We start from the raw sequence: 17,628 nt of genomic DNA, 5'->3' as shown, positions 1-17,628 counted from the left end.
AACAAATTAGCATTAAAAGTGTTTTTATATTAGAGAATCTATTTTTTTTAGTAAGTATTTATAATTTAAATAATTTCAAGAATAGCGAGAGATTTAATACTTTTATAAAAAATTATAATATGAGCTACTACAAAATTGAAAATCTAGAACAATATTTTAAACACTACAATAAATCAGTTCGTGAACCTAGAAAATTTTGGGGTAAAATAGCAGAAGAAAATTTTACTTGGTACCAACAATGGGACAAAGTAGTTGATTTTAATATGGCTGATGCAGACATCAAATGGTTTACAGAAGCAAAGGTCAATATTGTAAAAAATTGTATTGATAGGCATTTAGCTAAAAGAGGAGAAAAAACAGCTATTATTTTTGAACCAAATGACCCTTCAGAAACGGCATTACACATTACTTATAATGAATTGTACCAACGCGTCTGTAAAATGGCAAACGTTTTGCGTGAACAAGGCATAAAAAAAGGAGATAGGGTTTGTATTTATTTACCTATGATTCCTGAATTAGCAGTTTCAGTGTTGGCTTGTGCCAGAATTGGAGCAATACATTCTGTTGTATTTGCAGGATTTTCAGCATCGGCGGTAGCGACTCGTATAAATGATAGTGAGTGTAAAATGGTTATCACCTCTGATGGTGGTTTTCGTGGAAACAAAACCATTGACTTAAAAGGAATAATTGATGAAGCTTTAGAAAAATGTCCTTGTGTCGAAAAAGTTTTAGTAGCCAAAAGAATTCATACTGATATTAATATGAAAGATGGTCGTGACTTATGGCTACAACCTCTTTTAGATCAAGCTTCTGATAATAATGTAGCCGAAATTATGGATGCCGAAGATCCATTATTTATTTTGTACACTTCTGGTTCAACTGGTAAGCCTAAAGGAATGGTCCATACTACCGCTGGTTACATGGTGTTCACCGCTTATACTTTTAAGAACGTTTTCAATTATGAAGAAAATGACGTTTTTTGGTGTACTGCTGATATTGGTTGGATTACAGGACATTCCTATATTCTTTATGGTCCATTATTGAATGGTGCTACTACAGTAATTTTTGAAGGAGTTCCTTCTTATCCTGATTTTAGCCGTTTTTGGGAAGTAATCGAAAAACATAAAATTACTCAGTTTTATACAGCACCAACTGCTATTCGTGCTTTGGCTAAAGAAAATATAGAGTTTGTTCAAAAATATCCATTGAAGTCGCTTAAAGTAATTGGGTCTGTAGGTGAGCCAATTAATGAAGAAGCTTGGCACTGGTATAATGATCACGTAGGTGATAAACGATGTCCCGTTGTTGATACGTGGTGGCAAACAGAAACAGGAGGAATTATGATTTCGCCAATTGCTTTTGTAACCCCAACAAAACCAACATACGCTTCATTACCGCTACCGGGTGTTCAACCTGTTTTGATGGACGAAAAGCGCAACGAAATTGAAGGCAATCAAGTCACTGGAAGTTTGTGCATTAAATTTCCTTGGCCGGGAATTGCTAGAACAATTTGGGGAGATCACCAGCGGTATAAGGATACTTATTTCTCTACGTTTCCTGGGAAATTTTTCACCGGAGACGGAGCTTTACGCGATGAAGTGGGTTATTATAGAATTACGGGTCGCGTAGATGATGTTATAATTGTTTCTGGTCATAATTTAGGAACGGCTCCTATAGAAGATGCTATTAATGAGCATCCTGCGGTGGCAGAATCAGCTATTGTAGGGTTTCCCCATGATATAAAAGGAAATGCTTTATATGGTTTTGTCATTCTTAAGGAAACGGGTGAAACTCGTAATAAAGAAAACCTTTCAAACGAAATCAACCAACATATTTCTGACCACATAGGACCTATTGCTAAACTTGATAAAATTCAGTTTGTTTCTGGTTTACCTAAAACACGATCAGGTAAAATCATGAGACGAATCCTTCGAAAGATTGCTGAAGGAGATTATTCTAATTTTGGGGATACATCAACCTTATTAAATCCTGAAATTGTTGAGGAAATCAAAAATAATAAAGTATAATTAAATTAAAGGTTGAGAATCAATTAAATGATTGTCAGCCTTTTTTTTCTCCGCAACAAAAAGATAAATTAAATAAAACGAACCAAAATGAAGCATTCGGTCCAAACTATTTAAAACTATATTGTTTAAAAAATAAGTTCCAATAGCGGCAAAAACATCATTAAAAATTAGGGCAAAGCTTCCAAAAAAGTAATAGTATGCTTTTTTATCTCCAAATTTACTTAAGTACATTACGGCCGTAGCGCCTAAAAAGAGAGTAATAATTCCGTTAAAAACTAAAATTATATTTAAATAATGATCTCCAATCGTTGAAATCAAGATATATAGAATTAGTAGTAAAAACAAGCAATTTAGTAGCAAGATAAAGAGTGTAAAACCACTAGGTATTGAGTATAACTTTCTGATTTTAATGGAACGATAGCCTAAATTAATCAAAGATAAGTAGCTAAAAAAAGACGCTACCATGGCTGCTCTAAATAAGTGTTGTGAATCTTCCCAAAACAAAATTAACAGCTGATAAATATAAAAAAAAGAGACAAATAAAATATAATTTAAAGTGAGTTTATTGACATTAGTCATTACTATATACGCAATAAAACTAGGTATTATAAATGGCTTAATAAAAATAACTAGACTGGGATCAAAAAGAATGCCTGCACAATAATAAACAGTCAATAAAATTACAGTAATTGAAAGCAATACTCTATTGATTATGTTTCTTTTCATAGTGTAACAAATCTAGTGCTTTAATTTTTTTGTTACAAAAATTTATCTAAAAATTTAGAGTATTTATAGCACTTTATAAATCTTAATTCTTAAGTTTACCAATATGATACAAAATTCAATAGTTATTGTTGGTGGTGGTTTAGCAGGACTTATTGCAGCAATCCATCTTAAAAATAATAATTATAAAGTTATATTAATCGAAAAAAATGAGTTTCCCAAACACAAGGTCTGCGGTGAATACATTTCCAACGAAGTTTTACCGTATTTAAAATCACTTGGTTTAGACATTAAATCGTTGCATCCTAAATATATTGACAAACTTTCCTTTTCATTAGTTTCTGGTAAATCAGTAAACACGGTTTTACCTATGGGCGGGTTTGGAATAAGTAGGTATCAATTAGACTACTATTTATACAACGAAGCAATAAATCGTGGTTGTGTAATTGTTCAAGAATCGGTAAATGATATTGAGTTTTTAGATGGAAGATTTACAATCATCACTAATTTGAATACTTATATAACACCTATTGTAATTGGAGCTTTTGGCAAACGTTCAAATCTAGACCAAAAAATGAATCGGGATTTTATTAATAAAAAATCATATTGGTTAGCAGTCAAAGCACATTATTTCGGTGATTTTCCAAATGATGTAGTTGGTCTTCATAATTTCAAAGGTGGATATTGTGGTGTTTCTAAAGTCGAAAATAATAGAATTAATGTCTGTTATTTAGCAGATTATGAAACTTTTAAACAGTTTAAAAACATAGAAGAATATCAAAATAATGTAGTTTGTGAAAACCCTCATTTAAAAGTAATTTTCGAAAAAAGTAGTTTGCTTTTTGAAAAACCCTTAACCATAAGCCAAATATCTTTCGAAAAAAAACAAACCGTTGAAAATCATATTCTAATGATTGGCGACACCGCAGGTTTGATTCATCCTTTGTGCGGAAACGGAATGGCAATGGCAATTCATAGTGCCAAAATTGCTTCAGAATTAGTTCATAAATTTTATACTAATGAAATTAAATCTAGAAAAGAACTGGAAGAAAAATACATTCACGAATGGAATTTAAACTTTAATGAACGACTAAAAATGGGACGATTTTTATCGAATCTTTTGCAAAAGCAAAAACTTTCAGACGTATTGATGCGTTTATTAATTATATTCCCTTCTCTTTTACCTAAAATTATTAAAAAGACGCACGGAAAACCAATCATTCTTGATTTATAAATGGGGATAAATACTAAATATAGAACTGATAAACCGGAGATCATGGATGATTTTGCCATGGAAGGTGAGATTTTACGTGATGCTTTGGATAAAATTGCCAAAATAAATCAACTTTTAGGTGGTAATCAGTTAACTTTAAAAGGGGTACAAGAACTGATTCAGAACTCCAAATCAAAAGAAATTGTAATTGTTGACGTAGGTTGTGGCAATGGTGATATGTTACGGACTTTAGCTGATTTTGGATTCAAAAACAATTTGAAATTCAATTTAATAGGTATCGATGCTAACAATTTTACAATTTCACATGCGAAAAAATTATCAGAAATATATGATAATATTAGTTATCGTTGTGAAGATATTTTTGCTGAATCATTCAAGGAATTAAAGTATGATATTGTACTGTGCACTCTAACCTTACATCATTTTAAAGACAATGAAATCGTACAATTATTGAAAGTTTTTTATAATAATGCATCCATCGGAATTGTAATCAATGATTTACACCGAAGCGCGGTTGCTTATCGTTTATTTCAAGCTTTATGTTTTGTGTTTCAATTGAATGATATGTCCAGAGAGGATGGATTAACTTCGATTTTAAGAGGTTTTAATAAAGAAGAATTGGTTGCTTTTTCTAAAAAATTAAATTTTAAAAAATATATAATTCATTGGAAATGGGCTTTTAGATACCAATGGATAATTTCAAAAATATGAGTGTAAAAATCAAAACAGTTACCAAACAGTTACCCAAATATTCTAAAAATACGGAAGATATTATTCCTTTTTTGGATGCATGGCTAGTAGGGCAAGACGAGCGTTTTATTAGGAAAGTAAAGAAAATTTTTGAAGGAGCTGCAGTTGATAAACGATATTCCATTATGGATCCAATTGAAGTGTTTACCAAAACTTCATTTGAAGAAAGAAACGATATTTATGTTCGTGAAGTCATCGATTTAGGCGAAAAAGTATTGGAAAAAGCCTTAGAAAAAGCCAAATGGAACCCAGAAGATTTAGATTACATCATTACAGTAAGTTGCACTGGAATTATGATTCCGTCACTGGATGCTTATTTAATCAACAAGTTAAAATTACGCCAAGATATAGTACGACTTCCCGTAACTGAGATGGGTTGTGCTGCAGGAATTTCGGGGATTATTTATGCTAAAAACTTTTTGCAGGCTAATCCGGGTAAACGCGCTGCAGTAATTGCAGTAGAAAGCCCCACGGCAACCTTTCAACTAGATGATTTTTCTATGGCCAATATTGTTAGTGCGGCCATTTTTGGTGATGGAGCAGCTTGTGTTCTTTTATCGTCGCATGAAGATGATGAAGGACCAGAAATTTTGGCAGAAGAAATGTATCATTTTTATGATAATATCCACATGATGGGTTTTAAACTCACCAATTCTGGATTGCAAATGGTATTAGATATTGAAGTTCCAGAAACGATTGCTTCACATTTTCCGGACATATTACATCCTTTTTTAGAAAAAAATAATTTAAAAATGGAAGATATTGATCATTTGATTTTTCATCCAGGAGGAAAGAAAATTGTCCAAACAGTTGAAAGTTTATTTTCGAGTTTAGGCAAAAATATAGACGATACTAAAGAAGTTTTGCGTTTGTATGGAAACATGTCTAGTGCAACGGTTTTATATGTTTTAGAACGAATAATGGACAATCAGCCTAAAAAAGGGGAGAGGGGTTTAATGTTGAGTTTTGGTCCAGGTTTTTCAGCCCAAAGAGTCTTGTTAGAATTTTAATTCACTTTTAAAAAAAATGACAAACCAAGATATTCTCAGTAAATTACCGTATTCTAAACCATTTTTATTTGTGGATGAGATTCTTCAAATTGATGAAAATGGAGTAGAAGGAACCTATACTTTTGATGAAAATCTTGATTTTTACAAAGGCCATTTTAAAGATAATCCCGTAACTCCAGGAGTTATTTTAACGGAAGTTATGGCGCAAATTGGTTTGGTTTGTTTAGGAATTTTTTTAGTAAATGATGTATTGAATAAAAACACTGCAATTGCCTTATCATCAACAGATATAGAGTTTTTAAAACCTGTTTTTCCTAATGAAAAAGTGACCGTTATTTCAAAAAAACTATACTTCAGATTCGGAAAATTAAAATGTAAAGTCATTATGAAAAATGAAAAAGGAGAAGAGGCTTGTACAGGAACAATTGCAGGAATGATAGTTTCAAGGAGTTAAATAACTTAATATTCTTAATGCCTTAATGGTTTAAAATTAATCTTTTGTATGGAAAAAAGAGTAGTTATAACGGGTCTTGGTGTTGTTGCTCCAAATGGTGTAGGACTTGATGCGTTTACACATGCCATCAAAAACGGAATTTCAGGAATTAAACATGATCCAGAGTTGGAACGATTGCAATTTTCATGTCAAATAGCTGGAAAACCGGAAATTTCTACCGAATTAGCTTTAAAATATTTTTCTGAGTTAGAGTTAAGAAACTTTAATTCTTCTGGGATTTTGTACGGCGTAATTGCAGGAATTGATGCTTGGAACGATGCGGGATTATCTTTAGAAATTAATGAAGAACCAGATTGGGACAGCGGAACTATTTTTGGAACAGGAACATCTGGAATTGATAAATTTCGGGAAAGCATTTATAAAATTGATGATTTTCAAACGCGTCGTTTGGGCAGTACAGCAGTTGCACAAACCATGAACAGTGGCGTGAGCGCGTATTTAGGAGGTAAATTAGGATTAGGAAATCAAGTTTCTACTAATTCATCAGCTTGTACAACAGGAACGGAGAGTATTTTGATGGCGTATGAAAGGATAAAATCTGGTCAGGCCAAACGCATTTTAGCAGGAAGTACAAGTGATTCTGGACCGTATATTTGGGGCGGATTTGATGCGATGAAAGTCTGTACTTTTAAATACAATGAAAACCCAGAACTTGGCTCAAGGCCAATGTCAGCAAGTGCTTCGGGTTTTGTACCCGGAAGTGGAGCAGGAGCTTTAATTTTGGAAGATCTAGAAACAGCACTTGCAAGAAAAGCAACCATTTACGCAGAAGTTTTGGGAGGAAATGTAAATTCTGGCGGGCAACGCGGTTTAGGAACGATGACTGCGCCAAATCCTGTTGCTGTGCAGAAATGTATTCAAAATGCCTTGGCAAATGCTGAAATTTCAGCCAATGAAATTGACGCAATCAATGGACATTTGACAGCCACTTCCAAAGACAGTTTAGAAATTCAGAATTGGAGTGAAGCTTTGGGCAGAAAAGGAAAAGATTTTCCATACATAAACTCTTTGAAATCAATGGTAGGTCATTGTTTATCAGGAGCTGGAAGTATTGAGAGTGTTGCTTCAGTTTTGCAATTGCATCAAGGATTTATTTTTCCGAATATCAATTGTGCCGATTTACACCCTGAAATTACAGCAATAATTGATGAATCGAGAATACCACAACAACTAATTGAAAAGGAATTAAATATAATTGCAAAAGCAAGTTTTGGTTTTGGAGATGTAAATGTATGTGTAATTTTTAAGAAATATATCCCATCTCCAGCCCTTCCAAAAGAGAAGGGAGTTAAATTCGATAATAAATAGGAACTAAAATGTCACCATTAAAATGTTGATTTTAGATTTTTTAAAATATAAACTATATAATTGAATACAATGAATAAAGAACAAACAATTGAAGAATTAAAGAACATAGTAAAGCCGTATATTCAAAATCAAGAAGCATTTGATGTATTGACTGAAGACACTGATTTCATCAATGATTTAAAGATAAATTCTGCTAATTTAGTAGATGTGATTTTAGATATCGAAGAGAAATATGACATTGTAATTGATAATGAAGCTATGGAACGAATGGTAAATGTTAAAGCAGCAATGTCCATTATTGAAGCTAAATTGTCAGAGAAAAATTAGTGAATTTGTAATAAATATGATAGGAAATGATATCGTAGATTTGGCTTTAGCCAGAAAAGAAAGCAATTGGAAACGAAACCGATTTTTAGATAAAATTTTTACTAAAAACGAGCAACAAATTATTTTGAATGATGTGAACCCAGAAATCATGGTTTGGAATTTATGGTCTAGAAAAGAGGCGGCCTATAAAATCTACAATCGTGAAACTGGTATTCGAGGTTTTTTTCCTCTACAACTGGAATGTTCTTTCGAAAATGTAACTATGGGAACCGTTTATATAAAAAAGAAAATATATTTCACTCAAAGTAAAATTAAAAACGATTCTATTTACACCATTTCAGTGGTCGAAAAAGAATATTTCAAAAAAATTATAAGGATTGATACTGCTGAGGAAATTTTAAAGAAAAATGGAATTCCCTTTATCATTGATTTTGAAACGAAAACGGACAAACCAGTTTCCATAACCCATCACGGAAGATTTTGGAAAGGAATAACGCTGATGGATTAAAGAAAATATTACTTTATACCCAATCTGGATTTCAATTTCAAAAACAACAACGCCGTTTTATAAGCATCTTCAGCAGATGAATTTCGGACGCTTTTAGGAATGTTATAAGCTGTGCAAAGTTCATCCAATGAAAATTGTTTATCATTGATATCATGTAATTTTCTATGCATTACATCAACATCTAAAGCTTCATTTTTTAATCTGCCACAATCCAATCGTTCTAAGGCTACATTAATCATTTCAACATCAAAGTCAATGTGATGGCCAACTAAAACGGAATTACCAATGAACTCTATAAATAATTTTATGGCATCAGATTCTCCCATTTTTTTCATTTTGCTTTCAACTAAAAACTCATTAGAAAGACCATTATCATGAAAAAATTTATATTGTAACAAAACTGCTTCAAAACTATCCCCAATAACAATGCTATTATCGATAATTGCAAAAGAACCAATTGATAAAATTACATCTTTATCAGGATTTAAACCTGACGTTTCAGTTGATAAAATCACAAAACGGGAGGATTTTTTATCAAATTTAGAAGTATAGGTTTTCCAAAATTCTGGATATTCTTTATTAATATTTTTTAACCAGTCTAACATAATTATGAAAATTGAGTAAGTTGAAATTTATTTTTAATTAATTCTTCCAATTCTCTCATAGGTGCTAAAGCATTTTTTAATTTTTCCTTATCAATTTTTGATAGTTCATTCAAATTTATAAATTGTCCTGAATCATCATTTTTCAAACCTTCTAATGTTCGAAATTTAGATAAAATCAAAAAAGCTTCCGCACAGCTAAGATAAATTTCAGCATGTTTTGGATCAGTGATTGATAATTGTTTGAATCTCTGGAACGTGTTATTGATTCCTCGAATATCAAAACTTAAAGTAAATAAACGAGCACCATCAATCAATGGCATCAAGGCGCGTGTTTTGATGTCAAACTTATCTTTGTTAGGTCCTTCTTCTTCCACTATGAAATTTTTGAAAAAAGTCAATGGTGAATTTTTTCTTAACGCATCATTTCCTAGGAAGTCAAAGAATAGAGTATTGTTTTTAGCATTTTTAAAAACAACATTTCCAATGGCATCTTCGATTCTTTGTTCTCCAAATGTGATTTCATAATCAAAGAAAATACTGCTTAAATCATTACTGTTTTCACCTGGAGTATTCATCCAGCTATCATATTGTTTTGTCCAGTCAGTCAGAGATTTACACCAAAGCATATTGCTACCCATATGTCCGTTTGGACAGAACTCATAACCAATTTTTTCTAGTGTAGCAGTTGTTCTTTTTCCTAATTTCAAGAAATAATCTTTTACCTCACGGTATTTATCAGCAGAAACATCTTCAAAAATTAAAATACTGTCTTGATCCGTCAGTAATAATTGCTCTTTTCTTCCCTGACTTCCAATACTTAGCCAAGCAAAACGGGCAGGAGGGGAACCTAAATCTAAAATAGATAATTCGACAGAACGTTTGATAATTGCCAAATTAATTTCGCTGGCAATATTAAAAACATGAGAAAGTGGTATGTTTTTAGAAATTGAAGTTTGAATTAAATCTGTTAAACGTTCGCGTATTTGTTTTAATTCTTTTGGATTTTGAGAACGCTTAATTTCCTTAATCAAAACACCAGGATTGTTAGCTTGGGCAACGATTAAATCATGTTCTGCAATGACACCTTTTAAATCCGATTTATCTGTACCATCTTGTGTTACGCACAAATGGGTTACATTATGTTTTAGCATTAATAATTGAGCTTCTGCTAAGGAAACATTTTCAACGACTGTAATAACCGGTGAAGACATAATTTTATCCACTGAAACAGTTACTGGATATCTGCCTGTGGCAATTTTAGAACGCATATCACTATCGGTTACAATTCCGATAGGTAGATTATTTTCACAAATGACAACATTGTTTTTTAATGCTTCCGTCATTAATTGAGCAACTTCTTGGACTATTGCTGTAATCGTTATTTTTAATGGTGAAACATTATAGGATAATGATTGAAAATATTGCATTTCCGATTGTTGATCCGAATAAAACACATTATCAGAAATCAATTTCCCAATTAAATTCTCTTTATCTTTTGGATTTCGAGTGTTTACAGCAAAACTTTCTAATAAGAAATTCAAAACCTCCGAATTATTAGCTACGAAAGGGCGAAATGTGGCAATAGGAATTGCATATACAATGCTTTCTTCTCTTGCTTTTGCCGTCATCATATAATTGTTTTTAGCAAAAAAGGGACGTAAACCAAAGATGTCTCCTTCAGTACATTTATTCAAAAGCGTTTCTTCGGCATCTGCAACAACGGATAAATTGATAACACCGGAGGCAACAACGTAAAAACTGTTATGTAACACATCATTAATTTGAAATAATGTTTTATGTTTTTCTAAATTTACTACGCGAATATTCATTGCTATTTCAGATAACTCTTCAAATGTCAAATGATTAAATGGTGAATATTCCTTTAAAAAATCAGCAATGTGTTCAGCAATTGTATTCATAGTAGGTCAAATAAATAATGTATTGTTTGTAAAAATAACAAAATAATAAATTATAATACGTTCATTGTAGGGGCAAAACAATTTAATTTTTGATTTCATAATTTTTTCATAAAATTTAAAGGAAATCTACTAAGTATATTCAACTTATTTTATTTTTATGAGCTAAACTAAATCATTTTAAATCATGAGATTACTTAAAAAAATACAACTTTTACTTGTAGCATTTTTGATAACAAATTCCATAAATGCTCAAGAGAAACCAACTAGTACAAAAGAAATGGTTTCAGGAAAAATTAATGATGCAACAATTACTATCAATTATGGCAGTCCAGCGGTAAGAGCTAGAGAAATTTGGGGCAAATTAGTTCCATTTAATCAAGTATGGCGTGCTGGTGCAAATGATGCAACTACTTTTGAAACAGATAAAGAGGTTATGATAGAAGGTGCTAAATTGCCGGCAGGTAAATATTCTTTTTTTATAATTCCAAATGAAAAAGAATGTGTTATTATTTTCAACAAAGAAGCGAAACAATGGGGCGCTTATAAGTATAAAGAAAAAGAAGATCAGCTAAGAGTTTCAGTTAAACAAAAAGTTGCTAAAACAATAGCTGAAAAATTAGTTTACACCATTGATGAAAATACGTTTGCTTTAAGTTGGGATAATTGGATTATACCAATTTCAGTAAAATAAGTTATAGTTATTTATAATTCCATAGACAGCATTACCAAAAGGTGATGCTGTTTTTTATTTTGTTAATTATGTAATCTTTAGCATTAAATTATAAGTTCTATTTTACATAATATAAATTATAGCGCAAAAAACAATAATATTATCTTACGTAAAAACATAATTCTGTTTAGTTGGTTCATATTGCATGAATTTAAATTTATTGTAAGCTAATAAGGATCTTAATTATTTACCTTTGCAAAAAATTAAAAAATCCCAATTTTCATGAGCGATTCCGAAATGACAAAAACAAAATACATCAAATTGATCCTGATTTTAGGCTCATTAACAGCTTTAGGTCCTTTTTCAATTGACATGTATTTACCTGGTTTTGCTGGGATTGCTAAAGATTTAAATACATCGGTTGCCAATGTTTCGATGACTTTGTCTAGTTATTTCATCGGAATTTCTGCAGGACAATTGCTTTACGGGCCATTATTAGACCGTTTTGGTCGAAAAAAACCTTTATTTATAGGATTGTTGGTTTACATAGTAGCATCATTAGGTTGTGTTTTTGTAACTGATATCGATACTTTTATTGGATTACGATTCATTCAGGCTGTGGGAAGTTGTGCGGCAACAGTTGCATCGGTTTCGATGGTTCGGGATTTATTTCCTGTAAAAGATATTCCAAAAGTATTTTCTTTATTAATGTTAGTTGTAGGGCTTTCGCCAATGTTGGCTCCAACTATTGGTGGTTACGTTACTGAAGATTATGGTTGGCATACCGTTTTTTTTATATTGATGTGCATGGGGATTTTGATTCTTATTGCTGCTCAAATTGGTTTGCCAAATACTTTTAAACCAGACACTTCTATTTCATTAAAACCAAAACCAATTATTACTAATTTTATCATTATACTAAAAGAACCACAATTCTATACCTATGCTTTTGCTGGAGCAATCGCTTTTTCTGGATTGTTTACTTATGTGGCGGCCTCTCCTATTTTATTTATGGATATTTTTGAAGTTGACGCTAAAACCTATGGATGGATATTTGCTTTTATGTCCTTGAGTTTTATAAGTGCCAGCCAATTAAATTCAATATTACTGAGAAAATTCAAGAGTGAACAAATGATTTTTGGTGCATTAATTTCACAATCATTAATAAGTGTATTATTTCTGATTTTGGCAATGAATAATCTTTTGGGTTTATACGAAACCATTGCTATGTTATTTTTATTCTTGGCTTGCTTAGGAATTTCAAACCCAAATACCGCTGGACTTACTCTTGCTCCTTTTGCAAGAAATGCGGGAAGCGCCTCTGCATTAATGGGAGCTATTCAGTTAGGCTTAGGTGCTTTAGCATCTTTTGCGGTGGGTGTTTTTGTAAAAAATTCTATGTTGCCAATGGTTTGGATTATGACCGTTTCTACAATACTAGCACTGATAATTCTAATTTTAGGAAAACGAAACATAAAAAAAACTATTACAAATTCTACTGATGAGGAAATTGTAATAGTTCATTAATTATAAATATGGATTTATAATTGTTTAGGTTCTATTTTTACTTTTTTATCAGGTCTGATAATCATACGTAAAGATTGATCTTTTGCAAAATATGCTATCATCCAATTGAAAAATGTTTTTACCCTATTGCGATAGGTTATCAAGGAAATAAGGTGAATAAATAACCATATTATCCAAGCAAAAAATCCTTTGAAATGCATTTTAGGTTTTGGCAAATCAACTACAGCCTTATTTTTTCCAATAATAGCCATAGATCCTTTATCATTATATTTAAAGGGTTTTAATGGCTTTTTTTGACTCAATAGTTTAAAGTTGTTTGCCAAATTTAGCCCTTGTTGAATCGCAACTTGTGCCACTTGTGGATGACCACTTGGGAAATCAGTATCAGTAAGTTGGATACAAGTATCGCCTATTGCATAGATATTTTCGGTTCCATTAACTTTATTAAAAGCGTCAACGGCCATTCTTTTTCCGCGACCATAACTTTCTGCTGGGATTCCTTCGAAAACTATTGCTGAAACTCCCGCAGCCCAGATTAAATTTTTGGTTTGAATGGTTTCTCCGTTCCCAAAATACACGGTGTCATCTACATAATCAACAACAGTTGTGTTCAATTTTACAACTACTCCTAATTTAGTTATCGCTTCTAAAGTGTCTTCTTGTGAAGCTTTACTCATTGGAGATAACAAAGCATTTGCACCGTCAACCAGATAAATATTGCTAGCTGTAGTGCTTAATTCTGGATATTCTTTTAGCAAAATATTTTTACGCATTTCGGCAAACATTCCCGAAACTTCAACACCTGTAGGACCACCTCCTGCAACTACTATGGTCAATAATTTTCTGCGTTCGCGAATGTCTTTGCAAATAGCTGCTTTTTCTAAATTCTTCAACAATGTATTTCGCATCACGATAGCGTCATTCAACGTTTTCATTGGAATGGCATTTTTCTTAACGTTTTCCATTCCAAAATAATTAGTCTCAGCACCAGTGGCAAAAACAAGGTAATCGTATTTTAATTCTCCATTATTGAGAATGATTTTATTTTCTGAAGGGTTTACTTTTAGTAATTTTCCTAAACGAAATTGTAGATTTTTTTTACCTGAAAAAAACTTTCTAAACGGATAACTAATGCTTGAAGGTTCTAAAAAAGCGGTAGCAACCTGATATATTAATGGGGCAAAGAAATTATAATTATTTTTATCAACAAGCGTTACGTTGATTCCTTTTTCGTTCAATAATTCTTTAGCAAGATTCAATCCTGCAAATCCACCACCTATTATTATAATTTCCATAAAAATTTATTTAAATGTTTTGTAAAAAAAAACATCCCTAAATATACGCTATTTAAGGATGCAATTTCATTGGACAAGTATAAAAAAACGAAAAAACTTTACTTCATTTTTTGTCATTTAACCGGTTTTTCTGTTGGTTCATTTTTATTTTGCAATATATAATTAGCCAATAATTTTTCAATTAATTCATCTTTAGTCAAATGATGAAAAACAGTTTTTATTTTTTCTTTTAATTCAGGAGCAACATCATGATTGGGTTTTGTCTTAAAAATTTGCTTTGCCCATAACAATGTGTTATTTTCTTCGATGTTGGCAACTGTTGGTTTCTTGAATTGGACAAATTTTATTCCTAATTCTTTTTCGAAATCAGCGATTTCAACTACTTCTTCAGGTTGTAACACCGTTAAAGAAAGCCCCTTTGCTCCTGCTCTTGCCGTTCTACCACTACGGTGTACGTATGCTTCGTAAACATCTGGTAGATGATAATTGACTACATAGGAAATTTCCTTTACGTCAATTCCTCTTGCAGCTAAATCGGTAGCAACTAATATATTGATGTGTCCCTCACGAAATTGCTCCATGATTCTATCTCTAATTCCTTGCGATAAACTTCCATGCAATGCACCAGATGAAAATCGATTTATTGCTAGATTTTTAGCTAATTTATTAACAGCGGCTTTTGTTTTGCAAAAGATAATTCCGCGTTCTCCTTCTTTTGAATTTAGGAAATGCATCAAAACATCCAGTTTTTCAATAGGATCTACCACAATATACTCATGGTCAATTCCTTGGTTTCCTATCGTTTCCATGTTAGCACTTACTTGTACCACATTTTTATTCAAATAGTTTTGAATTAATTGCTTTATGGTTCCAGGCATGGTTGCCGAGAATAAAAAAGTATTGTGAGTTACGGGTAACTCCGCTACAATTTCATCTAAACTTTCTTTTAGGATAGTCACCATTTCATCGGCTTCATCGAGCACAAGGAATTTGGTTTCTTTTAAGTTGATCGCTTTGCGCTGAATCAAATCGATTAGACGTCCCGGTGTAGCCACAACAATATGTGTAGGCTGTGAAAGTCTTTCTATTTGTGGTTTTATTGGAATTCCTCCGCAAGTTGCTGCAATAGAAACTTGAGGTAAATATTTAGCAAAATCTTCTAAGTTTCTGAAAATTTGATGTCCTAATTCCCGAGTTGGCACTAAAATAACAGCTTGTACAACTGCTTTTTCAGTATCTATTAATTGTAAAATAGGCAATCCAAAAGCTGCTGTTTTTCCTGTACCTGTTTTAGCAAGTCCAACCAAATCCGTAGTATTTGATAATAGTAATGGAATCGTTTTTTGTTGAATTTCTGTGGGTACATCAATTTTCAATTCGGTAATCGCTTTTACTATTGGTGCTGAAATTCCTAAATCAGAGAATTGTTTTGGCATTTTTTTAGATTTTATATTTTATAAAAAATAGTTGTTTTGTAAACGTAATTTTTAGCCCTGATAGCAGTGGAAATCCTTTTCCTTTTTTCTTTAAAAAGGAAAAGATTACAACGAATAGCAGGATTAGCTCCTTGAAAAAGAAATATTAATCTTCGTCCGGTTCGTTCATGATTTTTTCACGATATTTTTTACCTGTTAACAATACTAACTTTAATTTGTAATCGTCAACTAGCCATTCGCGGTAATTTTTACTACACTGACTCAAACATTTTGAATATCGCTTGATGCGACAATCGATATCATCATCCAGCAATTTCCCTAATGCTTTTGCTTCTTGCAAGGTTTCAGAATTATCAACACACATGGCAGCGTGTTGCTCTAATGATTTTTCCAAAACTTCTTTAGAGCGTAAATTTTGTTTGATAATGAGTTTGTGCTCTTCATCAACATCAAAAGTTACGACTTCAGTTTTACTGAATTTAACTCGCAATTCAGGTGGCATACTGTATTTAAAATACAATTCGATTTCTGTATCATCACGTAAATTTTCCAAGTAAAACTCGGGTGATTTGAAGATATGTTGCCAGTTTACAGGCTCACTCCATAGACCAAATCGAGCGGCATTATTACCTAAATCGATAACATTAAAAGTGTCTTTGCCAGGTAATTTTCTGGAACCACGACCAATCATTTGATAGTATAATGTTAGCGATTTTGTTGCTCTATTTAAAATAATTGTTTCTACGGTAGGCTCATCAAAACCAGTGGTAAGAATCCCAACAGAGGTAAGAATTGCATCCGGTGTGTGCTTAAACCAATGTAAAATATCTTTTCTTTCCTCGTTATTGCTTGTGTTATCTAAGTGACGAATGGCATAACCGGCTTCTCTAAAAGTTTCATATACATATAAAGATGTATTGATACCATTATTGAAAATTAGGGTTTTCTTACCCAAAGATTTCTCCGTGTAAGCATGCAACAATTTTTCTTGCATGGCCATATTTGTGTATAAATCATCAGAAGATTTTACGGTGTAATCCCCATTGATACCTACTTTCAAAGATGTCAAACCTACATCATAACTGTATGTGATTGCTTTTGCCAGAAATCCATTTTCAATCAATGAACTAATTGTATCTCCTACGATTAACTCATCGTAGCTTTCATGCATAGGCAATTTAATATTTGAACTTAAAGGTGTAGCAGTAACTCCTAAAATAAAAGCATTTTTGAAAGAGCTTAATAATTTTCGGAAGGAATTATAATGTGCTTCATCGATAATTACTAATCCTACATTATCTAAATGTAGTTTTTCATCATTGATACGGTTTTTCAAAGTTTCGACCATCGCCACAAAACAAGAATAATCATTCTGGTCTGGAAGTTCTTTTACTTTACTGTTGATAATTTTGTTTTTTACATCAAAACCTTTCAACATTTTGGATGTTTGTTTACACAACTCAATTCGGTGTGTTAAAACAACCACTTTCTTATCATGTTGTGATAAATAACGTCGCACTATTTCTGAAAAAACAACTGTTTTTCCGCCACCAGTAGGCAATTGATATAACAAATGATGTTGTGGAGGTGCATTATCTATACGTTCAAATATGGCGTCAATGTCGCCTTGTTGGTACGCATAAAGTTCTTTTTTGTCTTCTATTTCTATTTCTAAAGTGTTTTGGGACATTGCTTATTATTGGATTTTTGCAAAAATACGCCTAAAAAACAGTTTAATTGACAATTTTAAATAAAAAAAAAGCTTTTGATTAAAT

At 32.0% G+C, this 17,628-nt stretch carries 16 protein-coding genes; 10 read left to right on the top strand and 6 right to left on the bottom strand.

Annotation, left to right across the window (positions count from 1 at the left end):
• The first annotated feature begins 119 nt into the window (after positions 1-119).
• Positions 120-2,027: an acetate--CoA ligase gene (acs, locus tag DFR66_RS09470; RefSeq protein WP_114754599.1), complete on the top strand. Its 1,908-nt coding sequence runs from the start codon at positions 120-122 to the stop codon at positions 2,025-2,027.
• On the opposite strand, the gene DFR66_RS09465 is transcribed toward acs, so the two are convergent.
• Positions 2,028-2,726 carry a hypothetical protein gene (locus DFR66_RS09465; protein WP_146841152.1) on the bottom strand — a complete coding sequence of 233 codons (699 nt, stop codon included), beginning with the start codon at positions 2,724-2,726 and terminating at the stop codon, positions 2,028-2,030. It lies immediately after the preceding gene.
• 130 nt (positions 2,727-2,856) lie between these two features.
• Between DFR66_RS09465 and DFR66_RS09460 the strand changes: the two genes are divergently transcribed.
• The 7 genes from DFR66_RS09460 to DFR66_RS09430 all read left to right on the top strand — a co-directional run bounded on the left by DFR66_RS09460 (position 2,857) and on the right by DFR66_RS09430 (position 8,401).
• On the top strand, positions 2,857-3,984 hold the full coding sequence (locus tag DFR66_RS09460) for an NAD(P)/FAD-dependent oxidoreductase (protein ID WP_114754597.1): 1,128 nt from the start codon (positions 2,857-2,859) through the stop codon (positions 3,982-3,984).
• Positions 3,985-4,695: a methyltransferase domain-containing protein gene (locus tag DFR66_RS09455; RefSeq protein ID WP_114754596.1), complete on the top strand. Its 711-nt coding sequence runs from the start codon at positions 3,985-3,987 to the stop codon at positions 4,693-4,695.
• Entirely contained in the window at positions 4,692-5,744 is a 1,053-nt protein-coding gene (locus tag DFR66_RS09450) for a type III polyketide synthase (protein ID WP_114754629.1), read from the top strand. Before DFR66_RS09455 ends, DFR66_RS09450 begins: the two co-directional genes overlap by 4 nt.
• A gap of 16 nt (positions 5,745-5,760) precedes the next feature.
• Entirely contained in the window at positions 5,761-6,198 is a 438-nt protein-coding gene (locus DFR66_RS09445; RefSeq protein WP_114754595.1) for a 3-hydroxyacyl-ACP dehydratase FabZ family protein, read from the top strand.
• 48 nt (positions 6,199-6,246) lie between these two features.
• Positions 6,247-7,566 (top strand): beta-ketoacyl-[acyl-carrier-protein] synthase family protein, encoded by a 1,320-nt coding sequence (locus DFR66_RS09440; RefSeq protein WP_114754594.1) that lies wholly within the window; start codon positions 6,247-6,249, stop codon positions 7,564-7,566.
• Between the two features lie 69 nt (positions 7,567-7,635).
• Positions 7,636-7,893: an acyl carrier protein gene (locus tag DFR66_RS09435; protein WP_114754593.1), complete on the top strand. Its 258-nt coding sequence runs from the start codon at positions 7,636-7,638 to the stop codon at positions 7,891-7,893.
• 16 nt (positions 7,894-7,909) lie between these two features.
• Positions 7,910-8,401: a 4'-phosphopantetheinyl transferase family protein gene (locus DFR66_RS09430; RefSeq protein ID WP_114754592.1), complete on the top strand. Its 492-nt coding sequence runs from the start codon at positions 7,910-7,912 to the stop codon at positions 8,399-8,401.
• An 8-nt stretch (positions 8,402-8,409) separates the two neighbouring features.
• On the opposite strand, the gene DFR66_RS09425 is transcribed toward DFR66_RS09430, so the two are convergent.
• Together DFR66_RS09425 and DFR66_RS09420 are read right to left on the bottom strand one after the other, a co-directional pair.
• Positions 8,410-9,006, bottom strand: a complete 597-nt coding sequence (locus DFR66_RS09425; protein ID WP_114754591.1) for a 3'-5' exonuclease — start codon at positions 9,004-9,006, stop codon at positions 8,410-8,412.
• A 2-nt stretch (positions 9,007-9,008) separates the two neighbouring features.
• Positions 9,009-10,925 carry a DUF294 nucleotidyltransferase-like domain-containing protein gene (locus DFR66_RS09420; RefSeq protein WP_114754590.1) on the bottom strand — a complete coding sequence of 639 codons (1,917 nt, stop codon included), beginning with the start codon at positions 10,923-10,925 and terminating at the stop codon, positions 9,009-9,011.
• Between the two features lie 184 nt (positions 10,926-11,109).
• Between DFR66_RS09420 and DFR66_RS09415 the strand changes: the two genes are divergently transcribed.
• Both DFR66_RS09415 and DFR66_RS09410 read left to right on the top strand, forming a co-directional pair.
• Positions 11,110-11,616, top strand: coding sequence for a DUF2911 domain-containing protein (locus DFR66_RS09415; RefSeq protein WP_114754589.1), 507 nt, complete (start codon positions 11,110-11,112; stop codon positions 11,614-11,616).
• A gap of 276 nt (positions 11,617-11,892) precedes the next feature.
• Entirely contained in the window at positions 11,893-13,122 is a 1,230-nt protein-coding gene (locus tag DFR66_RS09410; protein WP_114754628.1) for a multidrug effflux MFS transporter, read from the top strand.
• Positions 13,123-13,136: 14 nt separating this feature from the next.
• On the opposite strand, the gene DFR66_RS09405 is transcribed toward DFR66_RS09410, so the two are convergent.
• The 3 genes from DFR66_RS09405 to DFR66_RS09395 all read right to left on the bottom strand — a co-directional run bounded on the left by DFR66_RS09405 (position 13,137) and on the right by DFR66_RS09395 (position 17,543).
• Complete coding sequence (locus DFR66_RS09405; RefSeq protein ID WP_114754588.1) at positions 13,137-14,417, bottom strand: NAD(P)/FAD-dependent oxidoreductase; 1,281 nt, start codon at positions 14,415-14,417, stop codon at positions 13,137-13,139.
• 113 nt (positions 14,418-14,530) lie between these two features.
• Positions 14,531-15,853, bottom strand: coding sequence for a DEAD/DEAH box helicase (locus DFR66_RS09400; protein ID WP_114754587.1), 1,323 nt, complete (start codon positions 15,851-15,853; stop codon positions 14,531-14,533).
• A 145-nt stretch (positions 15,854-15,998) separates the two neighbouring features.
• Positions 15,999-17,543, bottom strand: a complete 1,545-nt coding sequence (locus DFR66_RS09395) for a DEAD/DEAH box helicase (RefSeq protein WP_114754586.1) — start codon at positions 17,541-17,543, stop codon at positions 15,999-16,001.
• Positions 17,544-17,628: the final 85 nt, after the last annotated feature.

This window comes from Flavobacterium glaciei (assembly GCF_003350545.1).
Taxonomy (GTDB): Bacteria; Bacteroidota; Bacteroidia; order Flavobacteriales; family Flavobacteriaceae; genus Flavobacterium; species Flavobacterium glaciei.
The sequence above is the reverse complement of the archived record's forward strand: the minus strand, read 5'-3'. Positions and strand labels throughout refer to the sequence as shown.

Excerpts from the sequence above, each read along its gene's own strand:
- acs (WP_114754599.1), top strand. The coding sequence starts at position 120 with ATGAGCTACTACAAAATTGAAAATCTAGAACAATATTTTAAACACTAC.
- DFR66_RS09460 (WP_114754597.1), top strand. The coding sequence starts at position 2,857 with ATGATACAAAATTCAATAGTTATTGTTGGTGGTGGTTTAGCAGGACTT.
- DFR66_RS09455 (WP_114754596.1), top strand. The coding sequence starts at position 3,985 with ATGGGGATAAATACTAAATATAGAACTGATAAACCGGAGATCATGGAT.
- DFR66_RS09450 (WP_114754629.1), top strand. The coding sequence starts at position 4,692 with ATGAGTGTAAAAATCAAAACAGTTACCAAACAGTTACCCAAATATTCT.
- DFR66_RS09445 (WP_114754595.1), top strand. The coding sequence starts at position 5,761 with ATGACAAACCAAGATATTCTCAGTAAATTACCGTATTCTAAACCATTT.
- DFR66_RS09440 (WP_114754594.1), top strand. The coding sequence starts at position 6,247 with ATGGAAAAAAGAGTAGTTATAACGGGTCTTGGTGTTGTTGCTCCAAAT.
- DFR66_RS09435 (WP_114754593.1), top strand. The coding sequence starts at position 7,636 with ATGAATAAAGAACAAACAATTGAAGAATTAAAGAACATAGTAAAGCCG.
- DFR66_RS09430 (WP_114754592.1), top strand. The coding sequence starts at position 7,910 with ATGATAGGAAATGATATCGTAGATTTGGCTTTAGCCAGAAAAGAAAGC.
- DFR66_RS09425 (WP_114754591.1), bottom strand. The coding sequence starts at position 9,006 with ATGTTAGACTGGTTAAAAAATATTAATAAAGAATATCCAGAATTTTGG.
- DFR66_RS09420 (WP_114754590.1), bottom strand. The coding sequence starts at position 10,925 with ATGAATACAATTGCTGAACACATTGCTGATTTTTTAAAGGAATATTCA.
- DFR66_RS09415 (WP_114754589.1), top strand. The coding sequence starts at position 11,110 with ATGAGATTACTTAAAAAAATACAACTTTTACTTGTAGCATTTTTGATA.
- DFR66_RS09410 (WP_114754628.1), top strand. The coding sequence starts at position 11,893 with ATGACAAAAACAAAATACATCAAATTGATCCTGATTTTAGGCTCATTA.
- DFR66_RS09405 (WP_114754588.1), bottom strand. The coding sequence starts at position 14,417 with ATGGAAATTATAATAATAGGTGGTGGATTTGCAGGATTGAATCTTGCT.
- DFR66_RS09400 (WP_114754587.1), bottom strand. The coding sequence starts at position 15,853 with ATGCCAAAACAATTCTCTGATTTAGGAATTTCAGCACCAATAGTAAAA.
- DFR66_RS09395 (WP_114754586.1), bottom strand. The coding sequence starts at position 17,543 with ATGTCCCAAAACACTTTAGAAATAGAAATAGAAGACAAAAAAGAACTT.